Source organism: Erwinia papayae (genome assembly GCF_058241465.1).
This window is the reverse complement of record NZ_JBZCHT010000013.1, coordinates 93882-117993: the sequence shown is the minus strand read 5'-3', so window position 1 is coordinate 117993 and position 24112 is coordinate 93882. Positions and strand designations below refer to the sequence as shown.

Below are 24112 nucleotides of genomic sequence, written 5' to 3'. Positions count from 1 at the left end.
AAATTCAGGCCATGACGTTATGGAGCAAAGCGTGAGTTCATTACCGGTCAGTGAGATTTTACCTGAGCTGATACAGCACCTGCGCACCTCGTCGCAGGTGCTGTTAGTGGCCCCCACTGGCGCGGGCAAATCCACCTGGCTGCCATTACAGCTACTGCGGGATGCGGGGCTAAACGGTAAAATTTTGCTGCTGGAACCGCGGCGGCTGGCGGCACGTAATGTGGCGGAGCGGCTGGCTGAACAGCTGGGCGAGCAGCCAGGCGAAACCATCGGCTACCGTATGCGCGCAGAAAGTCGCAGCGGGCCAGCAACCCGTCTGGAGGTGGTCACCGAAGGGATTCTGACCCGCATGTTGCAACAGGATCCGATGCTGGAAGGCGTGGCGCTGGTGATGCTGGATGAGTTCCACGAGCGCAGTCTGCAAGCCGATCTGGCGCTGGCGCTGTTGCTGGACGTTCAGCAAGGGCTGCGTGACGATCTGAAAGTGTTGTTAATGTCTGCTACCCTGGATAATCAGCGTTTACAGACGCTGCTGCCTGACGCGCCGGTGGTCCGCTCTGAGGGCCGTTCTTTTGCCGTTGAACGACGTTACACCTCACTCTCTTCCGGCGTTCGTTTCGAACAGGCGGTTGCCCGCCAGGTCAGCCAGTTACTGCATGAGGAGCCGGGCTCATTGCTGCTGTTTCTGCCTGGCGTAATCGAAATCCAGCGGGTACAAACCGAGCTGGACGGCCTGGTTGCCGCCGATACCGACCTCTGCCCTCTGTACGGTGCGTTGCCGCTGGCGGCGCAGCGTAAAGCGATTCTTGCCTCTCCGCCTGGCCGACGGAAAGTGGTGCTGGCGACCAATATTGCGGAAACCAGCCTGACTATCGAGGGCATCCGGCTGGTGGTGGACAGCGCACTGGAGCGCGTCGCGCTGTTTGATCCCCTTAGCGGGCTGACGCGCCTGCAAACGCAGCGCATCAGCCAGGCCTCGATGACGCAGCGTGCCGGGCGAGCCGGACGCCTTGAAGCGGGCCTGTGTCTGCATCTGATTGCCAGGGAGCAGGCGGAGCGCGCGGCCAGTCACGCCGACGCAGAGATCCTTAACAGCTGTCTGGCGGCGCTGTGGCTGGATCTGTTGCAGTGGGGCTGTCACGACGTCAACCAACTGAACTGGCTGGATATTCCTCCGGAGCGCCACCTCCAGCAGGCGCAGCAGCTGTTAATGCAACTGGGTGCCACCGATGCCAGCGGCAAACTGACCAGCAAAGGCATGCGTATGGCATCGCTGGGCAGTGAACCGCGTTACGCTGCCATGCTGGCCGATGCGGCTGACGATAACGACCAGGCAGGCACGGCGGCATTACTGGTGGCGATGCTGGAGGAACCCGCGCGCGGCAGCGTCGATCTACGCGACAGTTTTCACCGTCGACAGAATAACTGGCAACAGCGGGCGAGGCAGTTATTGCGGCGTCTTAAGGTGAGGGATGGCGAGGTTGACAGCAGCCTGATTGCGCCGTTGCTGGCCGGGGCTTTTGCCGATCGTATCGCCCGGCGTCGTGGCGCAGAAGGGCGCTATCAACTGGCTAATGGCACCGGGGCCAGCCTTGACAGCGATGAGGCGATGACCCGTTACGAATGGCTGATCGCGCCTGTTCTGTTGCAGGGGAACAGCCAGCCGGATGCCCGTATTTTGCAGGCGATGCCGCTGGATATTGATGCCCTGATTCGCCAGCGCCCTGAGCTGGTGACCCACCACACCGAGGTGGAGTGGGATGACGCCCGGGGAACGCTCCGTGCCTGGCGTCGCCAGCAGATTGGTAAGCTGGTGCTCGCTTCACAGCCATTAAGCCAGCCAGATGAAGAGGAGCTGCATCCGGCGATGCTGCGCTGGGTGCGGCTGCGGGGATTATCGGTACTGAACTGGACGCCGCAGGCAGAGCAGTTGCGCCTGCGTATGCTCTGTGCGGCACAATGGTTGCCGGAGGAGAGCTGGCCTGACGCCAGAGAAGCGGATTTGCTGGCCTCACTGGAAAGCTGGTTGTTGCCGGCGATGAGCGGCGTGCGTGACGCCAGAGGGCTGAAGCAGATTGATGTGGCGGGGGCTTTATTACAATTGCTCACATGGCCGCGCCGCCAGCAACTGGATACTCTGCTGCCAACTCATTACACTGTGCCCACCGGAAACCGGGTGCCGATCCGTTATGATGAAGAGAAGCCGCCCGCGCTGACCGTGCGTTTGCAGGAGATGTTTGGCGAAGCGCAGAATCCCACCGTGGCCGATGGACGGATAGCGCTGGTGCTGGAACTGCTCTCCCGGGCACAGCGACCTTTGCAGATTACCCGCGACCTCGCCGCATTCTGGCAGGGAGCCTGGCGTGAGGTGCAGAAGGAAATGAAAGGACGCTATCCCAAACATCTCTGGCCGGACGATCCGGCAACGGCACAGCCCACGCGCCGCAGCAAAAAGTTTTCTGCGCCCTCCTGAGCGCAACCCTGATTTCGGAAGGTTCCCGTTCCGGATTAAATTGAGTAGGAACAAAGTGGTCGGCCATCGTAAATGGTCGCTTGCGGAGAAAAGAGAAGAATGTCTGACGGTCGCGAACCTATTGGGCGCAAAGGTAAACAGCCCAACCCTCCACGTAAGGTGGCGGGTCGGCGTGAGCGCAGGGACGATGACGATGATCATTTTCAGGATGATGGCTATGACCATGAGGAGAAAAAGCCAGTGCCACGTAAAGGAAAAGGGCGCTCACCGCGCAGGAAAAGAGGCTGGTTGGGTTTATTTATCAAGCTGTTGCTGATCTTTATTGTGGTAATGATCGCGTATGGATTTTACCTCGATGCCCAGATCCGCAGCCGTATTGATGGCAAAGTCTGGCAACTTCCTGCGGCCGTCTATGGCCGGATGGTGAATCTTGAGCCAGGGATGTCATACAGCAAAAGCGAAATGGTGGCGCTGCTGGAGGGAACCCAGTATCGCCAGGTGACCCGCATGACACGTCCCGGCGAATTCACCGTGCAGGGTAACAGCATTGAGATGCTGCGCCGGCCGTTTGATTTCCCTGACAGTAAAGAAGGACAAATCCGCGCCCGGTTGAGCTTCAGTGGCGACACCCTGAGTGAGATCAAAAATCTCGACAGCGGACGCGACTTTGGCTTCTTCCGTCTGGACCCGCGTCTGATCACCATGTTGCAGTCGCCTAATGGCGAGCAGCGCCTGTTTGTCCCCCGCAGTGGTTTCCCTGACCTGCTGGTGGATACGCTGGTGGCGACCGAAGACCGGCACTTCTATCAGCACGATGGCATCAGCTTTTTTTCCATTGGCCGCGCTTTTCTGGCGAATATTACCGCCGGTCGGGCGGTGCAGGGTGGCAGTACGCTGACTCAGCAGCTGGTGAAAAACCTGTTCCTGACCAATGAGCGTTCGCTGTGGCGTAAGGCTAATGAAGCCTACATGGCGCTGATTATGGATGCCCGCTACAGCAAAGATCGCATCCTTGAGCTGTATCTTAACGAGGTCTATCTGGGCCAGGCAGGTAACGATCAGATCCGTGGCTTCCCGCTGGCCAGTCTCTATTATTTTGGGCGTCCGGTGGATGAGCTGAGTCTCGACCAGCAGGCGCTGCTGGTGGGGATGGTAAAAGGCGCTTCACTGTACAATCCGTGGCGTAATCCAAAGCTGGCACTGGAACGTCGCAACCTGGTGCTGCGTCTGCTGCAACAACAAAAAGTGATCGATCAGGAGCTGTACGATATGCTCAGCGCCCGTCCTTTGGGCGTGCAGCCTAAAGGTGGGGTGATCACCCCGCAGCCAGCCTTTATGCAGATGGTGCGCAACGAGTTGCAGGCGAAACTGGGCGATAAGGTGAAAGACCTGTCGGGGGTGAAGATCTTCACCACCCTGGATCCACTCTCCCAGGACGCGGCAGAAAAAGCGGTTGAAGAGGGCATCCCGGCGCTGCGTAAGCAGCGTGGCCTTAATGATCTGGAAACGGCGATGGTGATCGTTGACCGCTTTAGCGGTGAAGTCCGTGGAATGGTCGGCGGCGCAGACCCGCAGTTCGCCGGTTACAACCGTGCGTTGCAGGCGCGTCGCTCCATTGGTTCACTGGCGAAACCGGCTACCTATCTGACCGCCCTCAGCCAGCCGGATAAATACCGTCTGAACACCTGGATTGCTGACAATCCGATTGCGCTGAAGCAGCCCAATGGACAGGTCTGGAAACCTCAGAACGACGACCGTCGCTTCAGCGGCCAGGTGATGCTGGTGGATGCGCTGGCGCACTCGATGAACGTGCCAACGGTTAACCTGGGAATGACGCTGGGCCTGCCGCAGGTGGTCGATACCTGGACACGACTGGGTGTGGCAAAAGAACAGTTGCAGCCGGTTCCGGCGATGCTGCTGGGTGCACTTAACCTGACGCCGGTCGAAGTGGCGCAGGCCTTCCAGACTATCGCCAGCGGCGGTAATCGCGCCCCGCTTTCTGCGGTGCGCTCGGTCATCGCTGAAGATGGCACCGTGCTGTATCAGAGCTTCCCGCAGGCTGAACGGGCCGTTCCGGCTCAGGCGGCGTATCTGACGCTTTATGCCATGCAGCAGGTGGCGGAAGAGGGAACCGCCCGTGCGTTGGGTGCCCGCTATGCGAAAGCGCATCTGGCAGGTAAAACCGGTACCACCAATAACCAGGTAGACAGCTGGTTCGCGGGTGTCGATGGTAAGGAAGTGGCGATCACCTGGATTGGTCGGGACAATAACCAGCCGACCAAACTCTATGGTGCCAGCGGTGCGATGCAGATCTATCGTCGCTATCTGGATAATCAGGCGCCGATGCCGCTGTTACCGACTCCGCCGGAGGACATTGCGCCGATGAATATCGACTCTGCCGGTAATTTCGTTTGCGGCGGCGGCAGCAGCAGCTGGCGGACGTTGCCGGTGTGGACCACCGATGCGAATGCCCTGTGTCAACAACAGCAACAGCAGGTGCAGCAACAGCAGCAGTTACTGCAACAGCAACAGCAGCAGTCGCAACAGCCCGCTGGCGAACAGAAAGACAGCAATGGCGTGGCCGGTTGGATAAGGGATATGTTTGGCAGTAAATAACCGGGCGGGCCACTGTTAACCGTGGCCCGTGGCGTTATCGGGCATCAGGCTGGAGCCAAAGGGATATCCCGCTGAGAGCCGGAGGGGGTATTAAGCCTGAAGCCCTCTCCGTTACCTCTCTCTCACTGCAATACACTATTTTTCCATACTTTTTATCAGGTTAATCCGGCGCAGTCAGCGTCGGTGAGGCCTGATTTCTGCTTGCAGACCCTTCGACGATTCGCATATCATTTAATTGTGATAATAATTCTCGTTTATATTTACATTCGCGCTCTGCTACTTCCTGTATCGGGCACGTTGCAATCATGCCCCCAATCAGAAGAACGTTATGCACTCTTTGCAGGTAACCGAAAGCACCTTTTCTCTTCAGCAGGCGACCTTTGCCGTGCCCGGCAGGACCCTGCTGCAACCGCTGTCGCTGACTTTTCCTGCCGGTAAGGTCTGTGGCCTGATCGGCCATAACGGCTCCGGTAAATCTACGCTGTTGAAAATACTGGGCAGGCACCACGCTGCGACGGCAGGTGAGGTGCGACTCAATGGCAAAGCGGTCGCAGAGTGGTCCGGCAGGCTGTTCGCCCGTGAAGTGGCTTACCTTCCTCAGCAGTTACCGCCTGCGGAAGGGATGACTGTGCGGGAGCTGGTGTCAATGGGGCGCTATCCGTGGCACGGTGCGCTGGGACGTTTTGCCGCTGAAGACCGCCAGCGCGTTGAAGAAGCGATAGCGCTGGTGGGCCTGGAGCCGTTTGCTCAGCGCCTGGTGGACAGTCTCTCTGGGGGGGAGCGTCAGCGGGCGTGGATAGCGATGCTGGTGGCGCAAAACAGCCGCTGCCTGCTGCTGGATGAACCTACCTCGGCGCTGGATATTGCCCATCAGGTTGAGGTGCTGGCGTTGATCCAGCGACTGAGCCGTCAGCGTGGCCTGACGGTTATTGCGGTCCTGCATGATATCAACATGGCGGCCCGTTACTGCGATACCCTGGTGGCATTGCGTGATGGCGGGATGATTGCCCAGGGCGATGCCGCAGCGATTATGCAGCCCGATGTGCTCCAGCATATTTACGGGATCCCGATGGGGACCCTGCCTCACCCTGACGGCGGAACGCCGGTGAGTTTTGTTTACTGATGGAGTGGGGTATTGATGCCTGATTATTACCGTCGTCGCCTGCTGATGGCGCTGGCGCTTTCTCCGCTGTTACCGGCGTTGGCTGCGCGCGCGGCTTCCCCGATTGATACACAACGCATTATTGCGCTGGAGTGGCTCCCTGTTGAGCTGCTGATGGCGCTTGGGGTGACGCCGATGGGCGCGGCGGAGATGTACCAGTACAAACTGTGGGTGGGAGAACCGGCATTGCCCGCCTCCACGGTGGATGTAGGACTGCGTACGGAGCCCAATCTGGAGCTGCTGATCCAGATGAAACCGTCACTGATTCTATACTCTTCCGGCTATGGTCCCTCTGCGGGAAAAATTGCACAGATTGCACCGGGCATAGGCTTTCCCTTCAGCGATGCCAGTGGTAAACCGCTGACGATGGCGCGTAAATCGCTGATGCAGCTGGCTGAACCTCTGGATCGCGTCCCGCAGGCGCAACACCACCTTGCCTCTTTTGACGCCTTTATCGCTGCATCCAGAGCACGTATTGCCGCCAGGGTGCAGCGGCCCCTGTTGCTGATGTCGATTCTCGATCCGCGCCACGCACTGGTGTTTGGTAAGGGCAGTCTGTTCCTGGAAGTCATGACCTTGTTGGGTATTGAAAATGCCTGGCAGGGGGAAACCAACTTCTGGGGAAGTGCGATTGTTGGGCTGGAGCGGCTGGCCGCAATGCAGGATGTGGATGCGGTCTGTTTCGACCACGGTGATGACGCGCTGGTGGCCCAGGTTACCGCCACACCGCTCTGGCGCTCATTGCCTTTCGTCCGTCAGAACCGCTTCAGGCGCGTGCCACAGGTCTGGTTCTATGGCGCGACGCTCTCTGCGATGCGTTTTTGCCGTGAACTTGACGGCGCGTTGGGGGCAGCATGAAAACAGCCCTGCGTTTTCCGCTTGCCCTGCTGACGCTACTGCTGGCAGCGGCGGTCAGCCTGACAGGCTACAACTTCAGCCAGGCGTTGCCGCCGTCGCAATGGCTCGCTGTGCTGCATACTGCCAGCCCGGAGCAGGTGGATCAGATGGTATTTCATTACAGTCTGCTGCCCCGGCTGGCGCTCTCCTTACTGGTGGGGGCAGGGCTGGGACTGGTGGGAGTGCTGTTTCAGCAGGTGCTGCGTAATCCGCTTGCCGAACCGACCACGCTGGGGGTGGCGACAGGGGCACAGCTGGGGCTGACCGTTGCCACGCTGTGGAGCCTGCCTGGCGGGCTGGTAACCCAGCAGATGGCGGCGATGACGGGGGCGATACTGGTCGGGCTGATTGTCTTTGGCATTGCCTGGGGTAAACGTTTGTCACCGGTGACCCTGATCCTCGCGGGGCTGGTGATGTCGCTCTACTGCGGGGCGGTCAATCAACTGATTGGCCTGTTTAACCACGACCGTCTGCAAAACATCTTTCTCTGGAGCACCGGCACACTGAACCAGATGGACTGGAGTAACGTCAGCTTTCTCTGGCCGAAACTGTTGACAGGGCTGGTCTTGTCTCTGTTTTTGCTGCGTCCGATGACCTTAATGGGGCTGGATGACGGCGTGGCAAAAAACCTCGGTCTGGCGCTGTCGCTGACGCGACTGGCGGTGCTGTTACTGGCCATCGTGCTCAGCGCACAGCTGGTAAACGCCGCCGGGATCATCAGTTTCATAGGTCTGTTTGCCCCGCTGCTGACGAAGATGCTTGGAGCCAGACGATTGCTCAGTCGGCTGCTGCTGGCTCCGCTTATCGGGATGCTGTTGCTGTGGCTGGCTGATCAGTGCGTGATCTGGCTGACGGCTAACTGGCGTGAAGTGTCAACCGGGACGGCGACGGCGATTATTGGCGCACCTCTGTTGCTGTGGCTGTTACCGCGACTGAAAACCACTGCGGTGATGCCACCAATGGATCAGGGAGATAACGTACCGACTGAGCGCCATCAACTGCTGATGTGGGGAAGTCTGGCCCTGTTGCTGCTGCTGATACTAAGTGTTGTCGCCCTGAGTTTCGGTCGTGATGCGCACGGCTGGCAGTGGGCGACGGGCGAACTCTGGCAGCAGCTGCTGCCGTGGCGTTTACCACGTCTGGCCGCCGCCGTTGCGACCGGGATGATGCTGGGCGTGGCGGGCTGCATTGTACAGCGTCTTACCGGTAACCCGATGGCCAGCCCGGAAGTGTTGGGGATCAGCTCCGGGGCGGCCTTTGGCGTGGTGGTGATGTTGTTTATCGTACCCGGTGATGCTTTTGGCTGGCTGCTGCCTGCCGGTTGTATCGGCGCCACGCTGACGCTGATGATTATCACTTTTGTTGGTGGTCGGGGTGGGTTTTCGCCGGAAAGAATGCTGCTGGCGGGGATGGCGCTCAGCACCGCGTTTGCCACGCTGCTGCTGCTGCTGATGGCCAGTGGCGATCCCCGGATGGCAGAGCTGATGACGTGGATTGCCGGTTCCACCTATCACGTTGACGCCGCCCAGGCCTGGCGGACGGTGGTGGTGGCCGCCGTGCTGCTGGCGTTGGCACCGCTTTGTCATCGCGCCCTGACTCTGCTGCCGCTGGGTGGTGAAACGGCCCGTTCTGTCGGGCTGGCGTTGAAACCCGCGCGCATGACCTTGCTGCTGCTGGCGGCAGCACTGACCGCCGCCGCTACGCTGACCATTGGCCCCCTGAGTTTTATTGGCCTGATGGCACCGCATATTGCCCGGATGCTGGGTTTCCGCCGGGCGCTGCCACAATTGATGATTGCCACGTTGCTGGGCGGTGGCATGATGGCGGTGGCTGACTGGTGTGGACGAATGGTTGCTTTTCCGGCCCAGGTGCCGGCCGGACTGCTGGCAACCTTTATCGGCGCGCCTTACTTTGTCTGGCTGTTGCGCAGAGCGTAGCGTCTGGCCGCCTCAGGGGGGATTGTCTGCCGGGCAGCCCCTTGCAGGAGCCGCCCGGCATCAGCGGTAATCAGTTCAGCTGAGCAAAACAGCGGCGGGCAGCATCAATGGTGCGTTGAATCTCTTCCTGACTGTGTGCCAGCGACATAAAGCCTGCTTCGAATGCGGAAGGTGCCAGATACACGCCCTCTTTAAGCATCAGATGAAAGAACTGTTTAAAGCGTCCCGTGTCACAGCGGGTCACGTCAGCGTAACAGGTCACCGCAGGGGCATCGGTAAAGAACAGGCCAAACATGCCGCCAACGTGATTCACCACCAGCGGAATATTTTCTGCTTGTGCTGCGGCCAGCAGGCCCTCAGCCAGCCGGGTGGTCAGCGCGGCCAGCGTGCTGTGTACGCCCGGTTTAGCTATTTCGTTCAGGCAGGCGAAACCGGCAGCCATCGCCACCGGATTACCGGACAGGGTGCCAGCCTGGTAAACCGGACCGCCAGGGGCCAGCGCTTCCATAACGTCTCGACGGCCACCAAATGCGCCAACCGGCATCCCGCCACCAATAATTTTGCCAAGACAGGTCAGATCCGGCACCACGTTGTAGTAGTCCTGCGCGCCCGCCAGAGCAACGCGAAAGCCGGTCATCACTTCGTCGATAATCAACAGCGCGCCGAATTCATCACAAAGCGCTCGCAGATCGGGCAGGAAATCCGGCTGAGGCGGGATGCAATTCATATTGCCCGCCACCGGTTCGACGATAATGCAGGCGACGTCCTGCGGATACTGCTCAAAAGCGGCTCGTACAGAATGGAGATCGTTATAAGTGCAGGTCAGGGTATGCTTCGCAAAATCTGCCGGGACCCCTGGTGAGTTTGGCTGACCGAGCGTCAGCGCGCCGGAACCGGCTTTCACCAGCAGGCAGTCGGCATGTCCGTGATAGCAGCCCTCAAATTTGATGATTTTGTCACGGTGGGTGAAACCACGCGCCAGACGTATGGCGCTCATGGTGGCTTCGGTGCCCGAGTTGACCATCCGCACCATATCCATGGTGGGCACCAGCGTGGTGACCAGCTCCGCCATTTTGACTTCCATCTCGGTGGGCGCGCCAAAGCTTAATCCCCGTTGCGCCGCATCAATCACCGCATTACGGATAGCGGGGTGATTATGGCCCAGCACCATCGGTCCCCAGGAACCCACGTAGTCGATATAAGCCTTGCCATCTGCGTCGTACAGACAGGCTCCGTCAGCACGTTCAATAAACAGTGGCACACCGCCTACGCCGGTGAAGGCGCGTACCGGCGAGTTAACTCCGCCGGGAATAACTTGTTGCGCCTGAGCATACAGATTTTCAGACTTACTCATGGTTTGGCTCCTGAGGATGCATAAAGAAAAACGTGCCATTCTAAGGGAACATGGTGGCAGGTTAAATATTCGTGTCCAGTAAACTGAAATCCTCCCTCTCGCGGTTTCAGCCTGCTTAAGGGTAAAAGCAACCTGCTCTTCGGTATAGCGCGTCTTTTTCATCTCCGATGACCTCTTTTCTCAGAGAAGAAAGCCCGAAAACTCGACTTCATCCCGAAACGAAAAAAAGGAAGAGGTTACTTTCGCGCTGGGATGCCGTGAATGGTGGTACGAAAAGGGGATCTCCACGCCAATGCCGTGGACAATAATTATGTAACTATTTTTTTCTGAGGGTTTCTGTTGAAGTGATTTAGTGTATTGCCTGATTTTTAATCAAAAAAGACACTTTATAATCAACTTCGGATAACATCTTGAAAAAATTGATACATTTATTTCTGGCTACAGCGAGTTTGTTTGTTTCTGTGACCGCAGATGCACAAACCCTTAAAACCACAGCCGACCAGCATCGTATTCCCGCAATAAAGCTGATCAACACGGCGGGCAATCACTCCGCTTTTATTAAGGGCTCAATTCCTTCTCTGGCGAAGTTGTCTTCCGACGGGCTCTATTTCAGCAATACTTTTGAACAATGGCAAAAAGGGGTACATCCCGCGCCGAAAAAGCAGTATGTGGTCACCCTCAAAGGGAAACTCAGATTTAGGGTCAGCGATGGCTCGACCTTTATTATCCAGCCGGGCACGGTGCTGCTGGCGGCGGATACGCAGGGAGAAGGGCACAGTTGGGACATTCTTGATGGTGAGGAATGGATGCGTGTTTATATTCCGGTCGGGGATAACGACCATTTTATTGCCGACAGATAAACAGACGTTTTTTCATATTAAAACCCCCGGTCACCAAAGCCGGGGGCATTCCACGCTAAATTATCAGGCTGTTTTACAGAAATGGCTGGCACGCATGCAGATGCGCTGATACCCGTGTCAGGAAAAGAGGTTATTTTCCTGCGGGACTTCTGCGCTCAGCGGCGTAAGATACCCACCTTTCCCAAAAGAATAATTCCGGCATATGACTGAGCCAACCTCTTCGACTGATACGTTAAATGTCGTCCCGGCAAGACGCAGTGATTTTCTCCGTCTGCTACTGCGACGTGATAAAACCCCGGCAATGGTGCTGGTGATGGCAGGTATCGTGGGTATTCTGGCGGGGCTGACAGGCGTTGCCTTTGAAAAAGCCGTTACTGCGGTGAGCACCTGGCGACTGGCAATTCTCTCCCATGTGCAAAACCACTGGCTGTTGGCTTTTCCCCTGGCATTTATTCTCTCTGCCACACTGGCGCTTATCGGCTATTACCTGGTGCGTCGTTTTGCGCCTGAGGCTTCCGGCTCAGGAATTCCTGAGATTGAAGGGGCGCTGGAAGAGCTGCGGCCAGTGCGCTGGTGGCGTGTCATTCCGGTAAAATTTATTGGTGGGATGGGAACGCTGGGCGCAGGGATGGTGCTGGGGCGTGAAGGGCCGACGGTTCAACTGGGCGGAAACGTCGGGCGTATGGTGCTGGATATTTTCCGCATGAAAGGGGCTGAGGCTCGCCACTCCCTTCTGGCGACCGGGGCTGCTGCTGGCCTTTCCGCTGCGTTCAATGCGCCGCTGGCCGGCATCCTGTTCATCATTGAAGAGATGCGCCTGCAATTTCGCTACAGCCTGATCTCAATTAAGGCAGTATTTATTGGCGTCATCATGTCCAGCATTGTGTTTCGCTATTTCAATGGCGAACATGCGGTAATCGCCGTGGGTAAACTGGCTGACTCGCCGGTCAACACGCTGTGGCTGTATCTGCTGCTGGGCATGATTTTTGGTGTGGTGGGCGTGGCGTTTAATGCACTGATTTTTAAGGCTCAGGATATGTTTCAGCATCTGCATGGTGGCAACCTGCGTAAGGTACTGATTATGGGCGGTTTGCTCGGCGGAATATGTGGCGTGCTGGGGATGATCGAGCCTGAAGCGGCCGGGGGCGGCTTCAATCTGATTCCGATTGCCGTTGCGGGCCATTATACCGTAGGGATGCTGCTGTTTATTTTTATTGCCAGGGTCATAACCACCTTGCTGTGCTTCGGGTCGGGCGCACCCGGTGGGATTTTTGCCCCCATGCTGGCGCTGGGAACCCTGTTAGGGACGGCGTTTGGCATGGCCAGCGCTTCGCTGTTCCCGGCTTATCACCTTGAGGCAGGAACCTTTGCCATTGCCGGGATGGGGGCATTGTTTGCCGCATCAGTCAGGGCTCCGCTGACGGGTATCGTGCTGGTGCTGGAGATGACCGACAATTATCAGCTGATTTTGCCGATGATTATTACCTGTCTGGGTGCCACCCTGCTGGCTCAGTTTCTTGGTGGCAAGCCGCTTTACTCTTCCCTGCTTGCCCGCCTGCTGGCAAAACAGCAACGGGCAGATGATGCCGCCGCACAGAAAGCTGTGCATCCTCACGCTGTGCAGGCTGATACTTGATTGCTGCACTACGCTGTAAGATAATAACGCCATTAATGGTCGAAATATGACCTGCCGGGCGAAGGCCCGTATGTAACCGGAGTAATACATGAGTGACAATCCAGCTCTGCCTCTGCAATTTACCGAAGCTGCGGCCAGTAAAGTCAAAAATCTGATTTCAGATGAAGACAATCCCGATTTGAAACTGCGCGTTTATATTACCGGTGGTGGCTGTAGCGGTTTCCAGTATGGCTTTACCTTTGATGATAAGGTCAACGACGGCGATATGACTATCGAGAAAGCCGGTGTTGCGCTGGTGGTTGATCCGATGAGCCTGCAATATCTGGTGGGTGGCTCGGTCGATTACACCGAAGGTCTTGAAGGCTCGCGTTTTGTGGTGACCAACCCTAACGCCAAAACCACCTGCGGTTGTGGATCGTCCTTCAGTATCTGAATAACCTCGCCCCAAAGCATTCGCTGCGGGGTTTTGCTGTTTCCGCCGTAATATCCCTCTTCGTAAACTCTGTTCAGATATCGACACCTCACCTCATCCGGTCGCATTGTCTGGTTTGTCCAGCCACAAATTACTTTGCTGTCTCAGGATGCAGTGCATGACATAACTGTTGCGCGGCAAGCAGGATGCGCGGGCCGGGCCGACTGAACCAGTCATCTTTTAATGCTATCGCCGTGACGTTAAGTTGCGGTTGCCAGAATGCTTCCACCGATGAAACGCGTTGTGGCTCACCGACGAATACGATCACCTGCGGATGGCGTATCAGTACCTGTTCGCGGCTGACCTGTGGCCAGGGGATGCGACTGTTGGCAAAAATGTTCTCGCCTCCACAAAGTTGCAGGATTTCATTTTGCAGGGTATGACGCGATGCGGTAAATAAAGGCTGATGACTGAATTGCAGAAACACGGTTTTTTTTGCCAGTCCGGCGTAACGTTGCTGTAAAAGATCACGGTATTGTTGCAGTCTGTGGGCTTCCTGTTCCGCTTTTTCAGGTTGCAGGCTCCACTTTTTTAAACTGAGCAAGCTGGCGATCATCTCGCTGAACGTTGTTGCATCGATCCATTCCACCCGGATGCCAAAGGCTTTCAGTTGATCCACCTGGCGCTGTGGATTACCCCCTCGCCATGCCAGAACCACATCAGGTTTAAGCCCGATAATCCGTTCCGTGTTGATCCCCTGCCAGCTGGCAACCTGCTGAATGCCGCCAGCCTCCGGCGGGTAGTCTGAATAGCTGCTAACCCCGACCGGGGTGATCCCGGCAGCAAAGGCCAGCTCGGTCAGGGCCGGGGAGAGTGTGATTACCCGTGGAGCGGAGTTGGCTGCCGCCGTGCAACAGAGCAGCAGCAGCCAGAGGGCTTTAATCACCTTTGAGATGTGCCAGCAGCGTTTCAACCAGCAGTGAGGACTGAGCAGCCGCGACGGTAAGGAACTCTTCGAAGCTCAGATGGGAGGACTGGTCGGCGACATCAGAGATAGCACGGACCACAACAAAAGGTGTACCAAACTGGTGACAGACGTGGGCAATCGCCGTCGCTTCCATCTCTACCCCAACTGCCTGTGGGAAGGTGGCACGAATGCGGGCCAGAGGTTCTGCGCCATTGATAAAAGCATCGCCACTCACCACCAGGCCACGCACTGCATGCAGGCCAAGTTGCTGAATGCAGCGCTCAGTTGCAGCGATGAGATCCGCATCCGCTGCAAAAGCCGCCGGACAACCTGCCATCTGGCCCGGCTGATAACCAAAGGCGGTGACATCAGCATCGTGATAACGAACTTCGTCAGAAACCACGATATCACCCACTTTCAGGGTTGCGGCAAGACCGCCGGCAGAGCCGGTATTGATAATCACATCCGGTTTGCACATTTCCAGCAGCAGCGTGGTTCCCAGCGCAGCGGACACTTTACCGATACCCGACTTTAACAGCGCCACCTCCACGCCATTAAGTGTACCTGTATAAATTTCGCAGCCTGCCCGCGTAATTGTCTGGCGATTTTCTATTTTGTCACGCAGCAGCACAACTTCCTGCTCCATCGCACCAATAATGCCTGCTTTCATAGGGATACTCGCTAATGTTGTGGAACAACTCGTCAGATATGGTGCATAGTTTACCATGATTAACCAGGGCTGACTCCTCGCTGGCGGTGTGAGCCAGTCAGTAGCAGAGTTGGCCGGATCATCTGCGGTTAAGACATTACTCAACTCACCCAGGCAGCCTGTTCGGGGGGACGACTATGCCCGTTGTCGATTTCAGGAAGAAATTCAGTTTTGAAAGACCGTTTAATAACCGCGAACAGCCCCAGGGTGAATATCGCATCACCCGGCATTTTGAAAGCGATCGCGGCAGGATCATTAACTCTGCGGCCATCCGCCGCCTGCAACAGAAAACCCAGGTTTTTCCGCTGGAAAGAAATGCTGCCGTCCGCTCCCGCCTGACACATTCGCTGGAAGTTCAGCAGACCGGTCGCTACATTGCCAAAGAAATTATTCAGCAGTTAAAAGCCCAGCCTGGCGGTCTGGAGCAATTTGGTCTTGCCGATTTTGCCGGCGCATTTGAAAGTCTGGTTGAAATGTCGTGCCTGCTGCATGACGTGGGTAATCCCCCCTTTGGTCATTTTGGCGAAGCGGCTATTAATGACTGGTTTAAATTGAATCTGCCCGGATTACTGATTGAACCGTCAGACGTGGGGGTGAAAAACAGTGAACAAAATGAAGCATTTCTGGCGATGAATGCAAAGCTACGCCAGGATCTCTGCCATTTTGAAGGCAATGCTCAGGCTATCCGGTTGGTTCACACGCTTTTACAGCTCAATCTCTCTTATGTGCAGGTCGCCTGTATTCTGAAATATACTGCGCCTGCCTGGTACAGCGGCGAAAAACCTGAACGCTTTGCTACCCTGATGAAAAAGCCGGGTTATTATCTTTCGGAAGAGAAGTTTGTCTCAGAATTGCTTCGGGCCACGTCGACAGAACAATATCATCGTTTTCCTCTGACCTATATTATGGAAGCCGCAGATGATATTTCTTATTGTATTGCCGACCTTGATGATGCTGTCGAAAAAGCTATTTTTAGCGTTGATCAGCTTTATGGCTATCTCCAGGCTGAGTGGCAATTGCTGAAGACGAAGAAAAAAGTCAATTCGGATGCGCTGTTTGTAAAGATAATCGACTTTGCTTACAGTGAAGTGCAAAGCAAAGAGCGTTACCGTAGCCGTAGTGACACCTTTTTTATGAAGCTCAGGGTGGGCGTACAATCCGTATTGGTTGAACATGCGGTCAGACGTTTTATTGATAATATTGCCGCAATATATCAGGGAGATTTCAACCATTCGCTGCTGGAAGATGAAAGTAATGAAAGCCAGCTACTGGCCTTATTTAAAGTGGTGGCAAGGAAACATGTATTTAATCATGCTGAAGTTGAACAGCTTGAATTACAGGGTTATCAGGTTATAAGAGGACTTCTGAATATTTATCAGCCGTTGTGGGCGATGTCATATTCTGATTTTAACATTCTGATTAATGAAGATTTTCATAAAGATTACCCTATTGAAACGCGTTTATTTCATAAACTCTCAGGAAAACACAGGAAAGCCTACTCCGTACATATGCGTAGTTTGAAAGTGAGTTATCCTTTCGAGCGATTTCTGTGGGAAAAGTATTATCGGGCACGCCTGTTACAGGATTATGTCAGTGGCATGACCGATTTGTATGCGTGGGATGAATATCGTCGTCTGATGGCAGTAGAGTAAATTTCACCTGACCAGAATTTTGTAAAGATGCAGAATATTTTTTTACCTTTAGCTGAGACTTACTCATGAACTTAGCGCTAAAAATTGAATCTTATCCGGACAACCACTGCATGGTTGAATAATTGGACACTTTGAGAAACAGACGCATGAAAAAAACACTTTTAGCTAGCGCATTGGTTCTGAGCCTGGGAATGGCCATGAACCCAATCACTGTTTTGGCCGCAGAAACCGCTTCTTCCTCCAGCCAGCAACTGCCAAGCCTGGCACCTATGTTAGAAAAAGTGATGCCTTCAGTAGTGAGTATTAATGTTGAAGGGAGCACAACAGTACGCACACCTCGTTTACCCCAGCAGTTCCAGCAGTTCTTTGGTGGCAACTCGCCATTCTGCCAGGACGGTTCGCCTTTCCAGAGGTCGCCGATGTGCCAGGGGGGAAGCGATCAGGGACAGGGTGAGGGCAATACTCAGCAGGAGAAATTTCGTGCTCTGGGTTCCGGTGTGGTGATTGATGCCGCAAAAGGCTATGTCGTCACCAATAACCATGTGGTCAATAACGCCACCAAAATTCAGGTTCAACTGAGTGACGGGCGGAAATACGATGCGAAAGTCATTGGTAAAGATCCCCGTTCCGATATCGCTCTGATCCAGCTGGAAGAGGCGAAAAACCTCACAGCGATTAAGATTGCGGATTCCGACAACCTGCGTGTGGGGGATTACACCGTGGCTATCGGTAACCCTTACGGTTTAGGTGAAACGGTTACCTCCGGTATTGTCTCTGCGCTGGGACGCAGTGGCCTGAACGTGGAAAATTACGAAAACTTTATTCAGACCGATGCGGCAATTAACCGGGGCAACTCTGGTGGTGCGCTGGTCGACCTTAATGGTGAGCTGATCGGTATTAATACGGCGATCCTCGCACCTGACGGTGGCAACATCGGTATTGGTTTCGCCATCCCCAGTAATATGGTTAAAAACCTTACCGCACAGATGGTTGAGTATGGCCAGGTCAAACGCGGTGAGCTGGGTATCATGGGCACTGAACTGAACTCTGAACTGGCGAAAGCGATGAAAGTCGATGCGCAACGCGGTGCTTTTGTCAGCCAGGTTTTGCCAAACTCCTCCGCCGCAAAAGCGGGAATTAAAGCCGGGGACGTGGTGGTTTCCATCAACGGCAAGGCGATTGCCAGCTTCGCTGCCTTGCGTGCTCAGGTAGGGACTATGCCTGTGGGAAGTAAACTGGCGCTGGGCCTGATCCGTGACGGTAAACCCGTTACGGTTAACGTAGAGTTGCAGCAAAGCACCCAGACCAAAGTCGATTCCGGCACGATTTATACCGGCATCGAAGGGGCGGACTTCAGCAACTATGATGCCAAAGGCATAAAGGGCGTCAAAGTTGATAGCGTCAAGCCGGGTTCTGCTGCTGAACGTATCGGGCTGAAGAAGGATGATGTGATTCTGGGGGTTAACCAACAGGCCATCGCCAACCTGGGTGAACTGCGTAAGATCCTTGATACCAAACCATCGGTACTGGCGCTGAATATTCAACGTGGCGACAGCACTATTTATCTGTTGATGCAATAACCGTTCGTCGATGGCCAGGGCGCTGTAATCTTACCGCTCAGCGCACTGGCCCTCGAGCCCCTGTTACTCCGTATTAAATTTCCCGCTGTTGCTTTCCGCCTGCTGACATTTCTCCTGACTATCTTTTCTGCTATTGGCCATAATTTTTCGGTCTGGATCACGCTTGATGCATATGCACAATGTTTCGCTATCTTCCAGCGGGTATGCTGGCGGAATGATGCTTTTCAGGAGTTGATGGATGGCGACTTATCATCTCGATGCCCGCCTTGCCCAGGACATTGTTGCCCGGACCATGAAAATTATTGACAGTAATGTCAATGTGATGGACGCGCGAGGTCGCATCATCGGCAGTGGCGATTCAGAGCGAATTGGTGAAATGCACGAAGGAGCTTTACTGGCACTGTCTCAGGCGCGGGTGGTGGATATTGACGACGCTGTGGCGAGGCACCTGCATGGGGTAAGGCCGGGTATCAATCTGCCGCTGCGCATCGACGGAGAAATTGTTGGCGTAATCGGCCTGACCGGGGAACCTGTTGCACTGCGGCATTATGGCGAGCTGGTGTGTATGACTGCCGAAATGATGCTGGAGCAGGCGCGACTGTTGCATTTGCTGGCGCAGGACAGTCGCCTGCGGGAAGAGCTGGTGCTGAACCTGATCCGAAGCGATACGCTGTCTCCGGCGTTGACGGAGTGGGCACAGCGACTGCGGATCGATCTGAATCAGCCGCGTGTGGTAGCGGTGGTGGAGGTTGACAGTGGTCAGTTGGGAGTGGACAGCGCCATGTCCGAGTTACAACAGTTGCAAACCCTGTTGACCACACCCGAACGGGATAACCTGATTGCTATCGTCTCGCTCACTGAAATGGTGGTGCTGAAACCGGCCTTCAACGCTTATGGCCGCTTTGATGCGGAAGATCATCGCAAGCGGGTTGAGCTTTTACAGGCGCGGATGAAAGAGAGCGGTCATTTACGTATGCGTATCGCGCTGGGCAATTTTTTCACCGGGCCGGGCAGTATTGCCCGTTCTTACCGAACAGCCCGAACCACCATGCTGGTTGGCAAGCAGAGAATGCCGGAATTACGCAGCTATTTTTACCAGGATTTAGTGTTGCCGGTACTGCTGGACAGTTTGCGCGGTGGCTGGCAGGCCGGTGAGTTATCTCGCCCGCTGGCCAGACTGAAATCGATGGACAATAACGGCCTGCTCAAACGCACCCTGATCGCATGGTTTAGTAATAATGTGCAGCCTTCTGCTACAGCAAAGGCGTTGTACATCCACCGTAATACCCTTGAATATCGCCTTAATCGTATTTCAGAGCTGACGGGCCTTAATCTGAGTAATTTTGACGATCGGCTGTTGCTCTATGTCGCTTTGCAGCTTGACGAAGAAGTCTGAGGCCTGGCGGAGCAAAGGATTATCTGTCGTGGATGCTAATACTCATTATCATCACGACCGTATGGCAGAAGAAAGGCTCCATAAGCTTGCAGGTTAATTATCTGCAATGGAGCCATCAAAGAAGCGATTAACGACTACCGTTGGTGAGTTTTTCCAGGTCAGACTCAATTTCTTTGATTTTGTTGGTCACCACGCTTTCGAGGTGACGCAGATCGTCAAGGATCTTACGTTTTAAGTCCACTTCGGCCTGATCGCGTTGGCAAATCTGGTCCAGCTCATCAATAACGTAACGCAGGTTCGGGCTGATTTCCTGAATTTCTTTATAACCCTGGCTGACATTATCTGCCACCACGGTTTTGCGTTGACGTGGATATTTGAACTTGACGCTTTTAGCAAAAAATTCGCCTTTATCTTTGCGGAAGTAGATTTTCAGAATATCGTTGTTGGCTTCCTGACGCAGACTGTAACGGTCAATATCATCGGGATTAGAGATGCCGAGGCCTTTCAGATTGTCGTACATAGTTTTTTATTCCTTAACGGGAGAGTGTTGTTCTGGATGCGCCTGGCAAACCCTGTGCTCGTCATGGTGCTGAAGATGAAATCTGCCGCACCGACGGCTGAGAGATACCTCGAGTTTGCTTAGTCCGCTCATCCCGTACTTGTGATTCTGAATAAAAATCTGAAAAGCGATCGGGGGAGCGTCTGTGCGCCTGACGGCGCGGATTATCGCCTGGTTATTACCCAATAGCATCAGTTGTTTTGCTACGCGAACCCGGTTTTTTACGGTCAGAAGTGTAAAGTTAAGATTACGGGCCACGAAGGTGGCCCGCAGAATCAGTTAATCAATGGTACGCAGCAGTTCGTTGATACCTACTTTACCGCGGGTTTTTGCATCCACTTTTTTCACGATAACCGCACAGTAGAGGCTGTAGCTACCGTCTTTAGACGGCAGATTGCCTGACACCACCACCGAGCCTGCCGGCACGCGGCCATAATGCACTTCGCCGGTTTCACGATCGTAGATTTTGGTGCTCTGACCGATGTAAACGCCCATTGAGATGACCGCGCCTTCTTCAACAATAACGCCCTCAACAATTTCTGAACGCGCACCGATAAAGCAGTTGTCTTCAATAATGGTCGGATTGGCCTGCAACGGTTCAAGAACGCCACCAATACCTACGCCACCGGACAGGTGAACGTTTTTACCAATCTGGGCGCAGGAACCCACGGTTGCCCAGGTATCCACCATTGAGCCTTCATCAACCCACGCGCCGATATTAACGTAGGAAGGCATCAACACCGTATTACGTGCAATGTAGGCACCCTGACGAACGGCGGCAGGTGGAACCACGCGGAAACCCTCTTTTTTGAAACGGGCATCGTCGTAGTCTGCGAATTTCATTGGTACTTTGTCGTAAAAGCGGCTTTCTGCGCCGTCAATCACCTGATTGTCATTGAGTCGGAACGACAGCAGCACGGCTTTTTTCAGCCACTGATGGGTGACCCACTGACCATCAATTTTTTCGGCCACGCGCAGGGCACCACTGTCCAGCAGGCTGATAACCTGGCTGACTGCTTCACGGGTGACCGTGTCGGCGTTGGTTGGCGTCAGCTCGGCGCGACGTTCAAAGGCGCTTTCAATAACATTCTGTAATTGTTGCATTAATCTGATTTCCTGTATCAAAACATCATTCCCGGACTGGCCTGATTCAGGGGCATATCACCACGTTATCTGCCATGCCAGCCCTGGAAGGCGGTAAAAAATAAATCCGGGTCACACTTTATCGTTTGGATTAAGGGCCGCTGTCAACCGTTCTCGTATCAGGTCACATAATTCCGCACTGAGCGCATGACGCTCGCTGTCGGCAAGAATAAAGAGATCTTCTACCCGTTCACCAATGGTGCTGATACGCGCACCATGCAATGACACGCCCAAATCAGCGAAAACTTCGCCGACTCGTGCCAGCAGACCGGGTTGATCCAGTGCGATCAGTTCCATGTAGGTCCGGTTATCCGTGTGTGTGGGCAAAAACTTGGTTTCAGTTTCCACATTAAAATGTTTTAACCTGGCCGACTGACGTCGGGTTCTGGGGGGCTGCCAGTCAGTCTGGCCGATAGCCTGCTTCAGCGCTTCACTGATCATTTTGTGACGATCGGGCGCCAGCGGGCTGCCATCCGGCTCCAGTACGATAAAGGTATCCATCGCCATGCCATCCCGGCTGGTAAAAATCTGGGCGTCATGCACGCTCAGATTACGCCTGTCCAGCTCACCGGCCACGGTGGCAAAGAGATAAGGCCGGTCACGGCTCCAGATAAAAATCTCTGTACCGCCGCGTGTCGCCTGCGGGCTGACCAGCACCAGGGGTTCGCTCAGGTTATGGTTCATCAGATGGCGGGCGTGCCAGGCCAGCTGATTTGGCGTGTGACGCAGGAAATAGTCTGCCCGGCAGCGTCGCCAGATGTTGTGTAGCGCCCGTTCGTCAATATTGTCCATACGCAGCAGTGCCAGTGCCTGAAGTCGATGATGGCGAACACGTTCACGCAGGTCCGGGCTGTTTTCCATGCCGCGGCGGAGCTGTTTTTCGGCGGCAAAGAACAGTTCACGCAGCAGACTCTGCTTCCAGCTGTTCCACAACGTTTCATTGGTGGCACAGATATCGGCCACCGTCAGGCAGACCAGATAACGCAGACGATTCTCGTTTTGCATGACTTCTGCAAATTGCTGGATCTCCGTCGGGTCCTGAATATCGCGTCGTTGTGCCGTTACTGACATCAGTAAATGATGGCGCACCAGCCAGGCGACCAGCTGCGTCTCGCGGGAGTTCAGACCGTGTAGCCCGGCAAATTCCAGTGCATCCTCTGCGCCGAGAATGGAGTGATCCCCGCCCCGGCCTTTGGCGATGTCGTGGAACAACGCCGCCATCAGCAGGAGTTCAGGTTGCGGTAATCTTGGCCAGATTTCCACGCAGAGCGGATGACGTGGGCGGGTTGCCTCGTCGGCAAAACTCTCCAGTTTTTGCAGTACGCGGATGGTATGTTCATCAACGGTGTAAGCATGAAACAGATCGAACTGCATCTGTCCGACAATGTTGCCCCACTGCGGCATATAGGCCCATAACACGCTGTGGCGATGCATTGGCACCAGCGCCCGGCTGACCGCACCGGGATGACGCAAAATGGCCAGGAACAGCTGGCGAGCTTCGGGGATATGGCAGAGTGGCTGTTGCAGATGGCGGCGGGCGTGGCGCAGCTGGCGCAGGGTGGTGGAGTAAATGCCTTTAATATTTGGCGTGCGCACCATGGTGTAGAACATGCGCATAATCGCTTCTGGCTGGCGGGCAAACAGCGTCTCATCAATCAGGTCGATTAGCGGACCGCGCAACTGGAATTCTTCATCAATAGCGCGCGGTTTTTCATCTTCGCCCAGTGCCAGGATGGCTTCGTCAAAAAGTTGCAGCAGCATCTGATTCAGCTCGCTGACGCGGCCGGTCACGCGGTAGAAATCTTTCATCATCCGTTCGACAGACTGGTTGCCTTCACCCTGATAATTCAGGCGCTGGGCCACGTTCAACTGGCGATCGAACAGCAGGCGGTTATCGTAGCGTGGTAACGAAAGGTGCAGGGCAAAACGGATACGCCAGAGAAATATCTGGCACTCGTTCAGCTCATTACGTTCGGCCTGAGTCAGAAAACCAAAACCCACCATCTCTTCCAGCGAGGTGGCACCAAAATGACGGCGTGCGACCCACATCAGCGTGTGAATATCACGCAGCCCACCTGGGCTGCTTTTGATGTCGGGTTCCAGGTTATAACTGGTACCGTGATAGCGCAGATGACGCTCCTGCTGCTCGGTAATTTTGGCGGCAAAGAAACGATCGGAAGGCCAGAAGCCGTCGCTGAAAACGTTTTTCTGCAATTCCAGAAACAGCGCGACATCCCCGGTAAGCATACGGGATTCAATCAGATTGGTGGCGACGGTCAGGTCTGACAGCCCCTCCAGCAGGCACTCTTCCAGCGTCCTGACGCTGTGGCCTACTTCCAGTTTTAAATCCCACATCAACGTCAGCAGTTCGCTGGCACGTCGGGCGTCTTCCGCAGAGAGAGGGGCGCGGCTGAGGATGAGCACATCAATATCGGACAGGGGGTGCAGCTCCCCCCGGCCGTAGCCTCCGACGGCAACCAGAGCGATATCATCCTGCTGCGGAAAACCAAAAAAGCGCCAGAGACGACGTAGCAGGCGATCGATAAACAGGGTGCGGGCACCGATCAGTTTTTCCACTTCCACGCCATGGTCAAAAGCCTGCGCCAGTTGCTGTTGGAAATGCTCCAGATGTTGCCTGAGCGCCTCACGCGTCAGTTCACTGTCATCCCACTTTGCCGCAGAGTCCGCCAGCCCATATTTTTTTAGTCTCTCAGTCACGCCAGTGCTCCAGTGTTGCTTAGCCAGGGAATATCGGATGG

17 protein-coding genes are annotated in these 24112 nt (G+C 55.2%); 11 read left to right on the top strand and 6 right to left on the bottom strand.

Features of this window, described 5'->3' with window-relative positions; translation table 11 throughout:
* Positions 1–31: 31 nt before the first annotated feature.
* The 5 genes from hrpB (at position 32) to fhuB (ending at position 9085) form a co-directional block, all read left to right on the top strand.
* Complete coding sequence (gene hrpB / locus AC3RPL_RS16690) at positions 32–2473, top strand: ATP-dependent helicase HrpB (protein WP_490740873.1); 2442 nt, start codon at positions 32–34, stop codon at positions 2471–2473.
* Between the two features lie 99 nt (positions 2474–2572).
* Positions 2573–5089, top strand: coding sequence for a bifunctional glycosyl transferase/transpeptidase (mrcB, locus tag AC3RPL_RS16685; protein WP_490740872.1), 2517 nt, complete (start codon positions 2573–2575; stop codon positions 5087–5089).
* Positions 5090–5417: 328 nt separating this feature from the next.
* Positions 5418–6212: a Fe3+-hydroxamate ABC transporter ATP-binding protein FhuC gene (gene fhuC, locus AC3RPL_RS16680; protein ID WP_379891646.1), complete on the top strand. Its 795-nt coding sequence runs from the start codon at positions 5418–5420 to the stop codon at positions 6210–6212.
* Positions 6213–6227: 15 nt separating this feature from the next.
* The gene (fhuD, locus tag AC3RPL_RS16675) at positions 6228–7109 is read left to right on the top strand and encodes a Fe(3+)-hydroxamate ABC transporter substrate-binding protein FhuD (RefSeq protein ID WP_490740871.1); all 882 of its coding nucleotides are present in this window, start codon (positions 6228–6230) and stop codon (positions 7107–7109) included.
* A complete protein-coding gene (gene fhuB, locus AC3RPL_RS16670) occupies positions 7106–9085 on the top strand; it encodes a Fe(3+)-hydroxamate ABC transporter permease FhuB (RefSeq protein WP_490740870.1) in 1980 nt (659 codons plus the stop codon). The genes fhuD and fhuB overlap by 4 nt, the downstream gene beginning before the upstream one ends.
* Positions 9086–9155: 70 nt before the next feature.
* On the opposite strand, the gene hemL is transcribed toward fhuB, so the two are convergent.
* Positions 9156–10439 (bottom strand): glutamate-1-semialdehyde 2,1-aminomutase, encoded by a 1284-nt coding sequence (gene hemL / locus AC3RPL_RS16665; protein WP_490740869.1) that lies wholly within the window; start codon positions 10437–10439, stop codon positions 9156–9158.
* A 410-nt stretch (positions 10440–10849) separates the two neighbouring features.
* Between hemL and AC3RPL_RS16660 the strand changes: the two genes are divergently transcribed.
* The 3 genes from AC3RPL_RS16660 to erpA all read left to right on the top strand — a co-directional run bounded on the left by AC3RPL_RS16660 (position 10850) and on the right by erpA (position 13368).
* A complete protein-coding gene (locus AC3RPL_RS16660) occupies positions 10850–11299 on the top strand; it encodes a cupin domain-containing protein (protein ID WP_490740868.1) in 450 nt (149 codons plus the stop codon).
* A gap of 202 nt (positions 11300–11501) precedes the next feature.
* Positions 11502–12935: a H(+)/Cl(-) exchange transporter ClcA gene (gene clcA, locus AC3RPL_RS16655; protein WP_490740867.1), complete on the top strand. Its 1434-nt coding sequence runs from the start codon at positions 11502–11504 to the stop codon at positions 12933–12935.
* 88 nt (positions 12936–13023) lie between these two features.
* Positions 13024–13368 (top strand): iron-sulfur cluster insertion protein ErpA, encoded by a 345-nt coding sequence (gene erpA / locus AC3RPL_RS16650; protein WP_034937268.1) that lies wholly within the window; start codon positions 13024–13026, stop codon positions 13366–13368.
* A 130-nt stretch (positions 13369–13498) separates the two neighbouring features.
* Here erpA and btuF read toward each other — a convergent pair whose 3' ends face one another.
* Positions 13499–14302: a vitamin B12 ABC transporter substrate-binding protein BtuF gene (btuF, locus tag AC3RPL_RS16645; RefSeq protein WP_490742071.1), complete on the bottom strand. Its 804-nt coding sequence runs from the start codon at positions 14300–14302 to the stop codon at positions 13499–13501.
* On the bottom strand, positions 14286–14984 hold the full coding sequence (mtnN, locus tag AC3RPL_RS16640) for a 5'-methylthioadenosine/S-adenosylhomocysteine nucleosidase (RefSeq protein WP_490740866.1): 699 nt from the start codon (positions 14982–14984) through the stop codon (positions 14286–14288). The genes btuF and mtnN overlap by 17 nt, the downstream gene beginning before the upstream one ends.
* A gap of 176 nt (positions 14985–15160) precedes the next feature.
* Here mtnN and dgt point away from each other — a divergent pair, with 176 nt between their 5' ends.
* From dgt to AC3RPL_RS16625, 3 genes are all read left to right on the top strand, one after another.
* The gene (dgt, locus tag AC3RPL_RS16635; RefSeq protein ID WP_490740865.1) at positions 15161–16675 is read left to right on the top strand and encodes a dGTPase; all 1515 of its coding nucleotides are present in this window, start codon (positions 15161–15163) and stop codon (positions 16673–16675) included.
* A 146-nt stretch (positions 16676–16821) separates the two neighbouring features.
* Positions 16822–18255 carry a serine endoprotease DegP gene (gene degP, locus AC3RPL_RS16630; protein ID WP_490740864.1) on the top strand — a complete coding sequence of 478 codons (1434 nt, stop codon included), beginning with the start codon at positions 16822–16824 and terminating at the stop codon, positions 18253–18255.
* A gap of 238 nt (positions 18256–18493) precedes the next feature.
* Positions 18494–19651, top strand: coding sequence for a CdaR family transcriptional regulator (locus tag AC3RPL_RS16625; RefSeq protein ID WP_490740863.1), 1158 nt, complete (start codon positions 18494–18496; stop codon positions 19649–19651).
* A gap of 127 nt (positions 19652–19778) precedes the next feature.
* On the opposite strand, the gene AC3RPL_RS16620 is transcribed toward AC3RPL_RS16625, so the two are convergent.
* The 3 genes from AC3RPL_RS16620 to glnD all read right to left on the bottom strand — a co-directional run bounded on the left by AC3RPL_RS16620 (position 19779) and on the right by glnD (position 24071).
* A complete protein-coding gene (locus tag AC3RPL_RS16620) occupies positions 19779–20171 on the bottom strand; it encodes a DUF3461 family protein (RefSeq protein WP_034937276.1) in 393 nt (130 codons plus the stop codon).
* Positions 20172–20489: 318 nt separating this feature from the next.
* The gene (gene dapD, locus AC3RPL_RS16615) at positions 20490–21314 is read right to left on the bottom strand and encodes a 2,3,4,5-tetrahydropyridine-2,6-dicarboxylate N-succinyltransferase (RefSeq protein WP_034937278.1); all 825 of its coding nucleotides are present in this window, start codon (positions 21312–21314) and stop codon (positions 20490–20492) included.
* A 111-nt stretch (positions 21315–21425) separates the two neighbouring features.
* The gene (gene glnD, locus AC3RPL_RS16610; protein WP_490740862.1) at positions 21426–24071 is read right to left on the bottom strand and encodes a bifunctional uridylyltransferase/uridylyl-removing protein GlnD; all 2646 of its coding nucleotides are present in this window, start codon (positions 24069–24071) and stop codon (positions 21426–21428) included.
* Positions 24072–24112 lie beyond the last annotated feature (41 nt).

Coding starts and splice junctions, on each gene's coding strand:
- mrcB (WP_490740872.1), top strand. CDS start 2,573: ATGTCTGACGGTCGCGAACCTATTGGGCGCAAAGGTAAACAGCCCAAC.
- fhuC (WP_379891646.1), top strand. CDS start 5,418: ATGCACTCTTTGCAGGTAACCGAAAGCACCTTTTCTCTTCAGCAGGCG.
- fhuD (WP_490740871.1), top strand. CDS start 6,228: ATGCCTGATTATTACCGTCGTCGCCTGCTGATGGCGCTGGCGCTTTCT.
- fhuB (WP_490740870.1), top strand. CDS start 7,106: ATGAAAACAGCCCTGCGTTTTCCGCTTGCCCTGCTGACGCTACTGCTG.
- hemL (WP_490740869.1), bottom strand. CDS start 10,439: ATGAGTAAGTCTGAAAATCTGTATGCTCAGGCGCAACAAGTTATTCCC.
- clcA (WP_490740867.1), top strand. CDS start 11,502: ATGACTGAGCCAACCTCTTCGACTGATACGTTAAATGTCGTCCCGGCA.
- erpA (WP_034937268.1), top strand. CDS start 13,024: ATGAGTGACAATCCAGCTCTGCCTCTGCAATTTACCGAAGCTGCGGCC.
- mtnN (WP_490740866.1), bottom strand. CDS start 14,984: ATGAAAGCAGGCATTATTGGTGCGATGGAGCAGGAAGTTGTGCTGCTG.
- dgt (WP_490740865.1), top strand. CDS start 15,161: ATGCCCGTTGTCGATTTCAGGAAGAAATTCAGTTTTGAAAGACCGTTT.
- degP (WP_490740864.1), top strand. CDS start 16,822: ATGAAAAAAACACTTTTAGCTAGCGCATTGGTTCTGAGCCTGGGAATG.
- AC3RPL_RS16625 (WP_490740863.1), top strand. CDS start 18,494: ATGGCGACTTATCATCTCGATGCCCGCCTTGCCCAGGACATTGTTGCC.
- AC3RPL_RS16620 (WP_034937276.1), bottom strand. CDS start 20,171: ATGTACGACAATCTGAAAGGCCTCGGCATCTCTAATCCCGATGATATT.
- dapD (WP_034937278.1), bottom strand. CDS start 21,314: ATGCAACAATTACAGAATGTTATTGAAAGCGCCTTTGAACGTCGCGCC.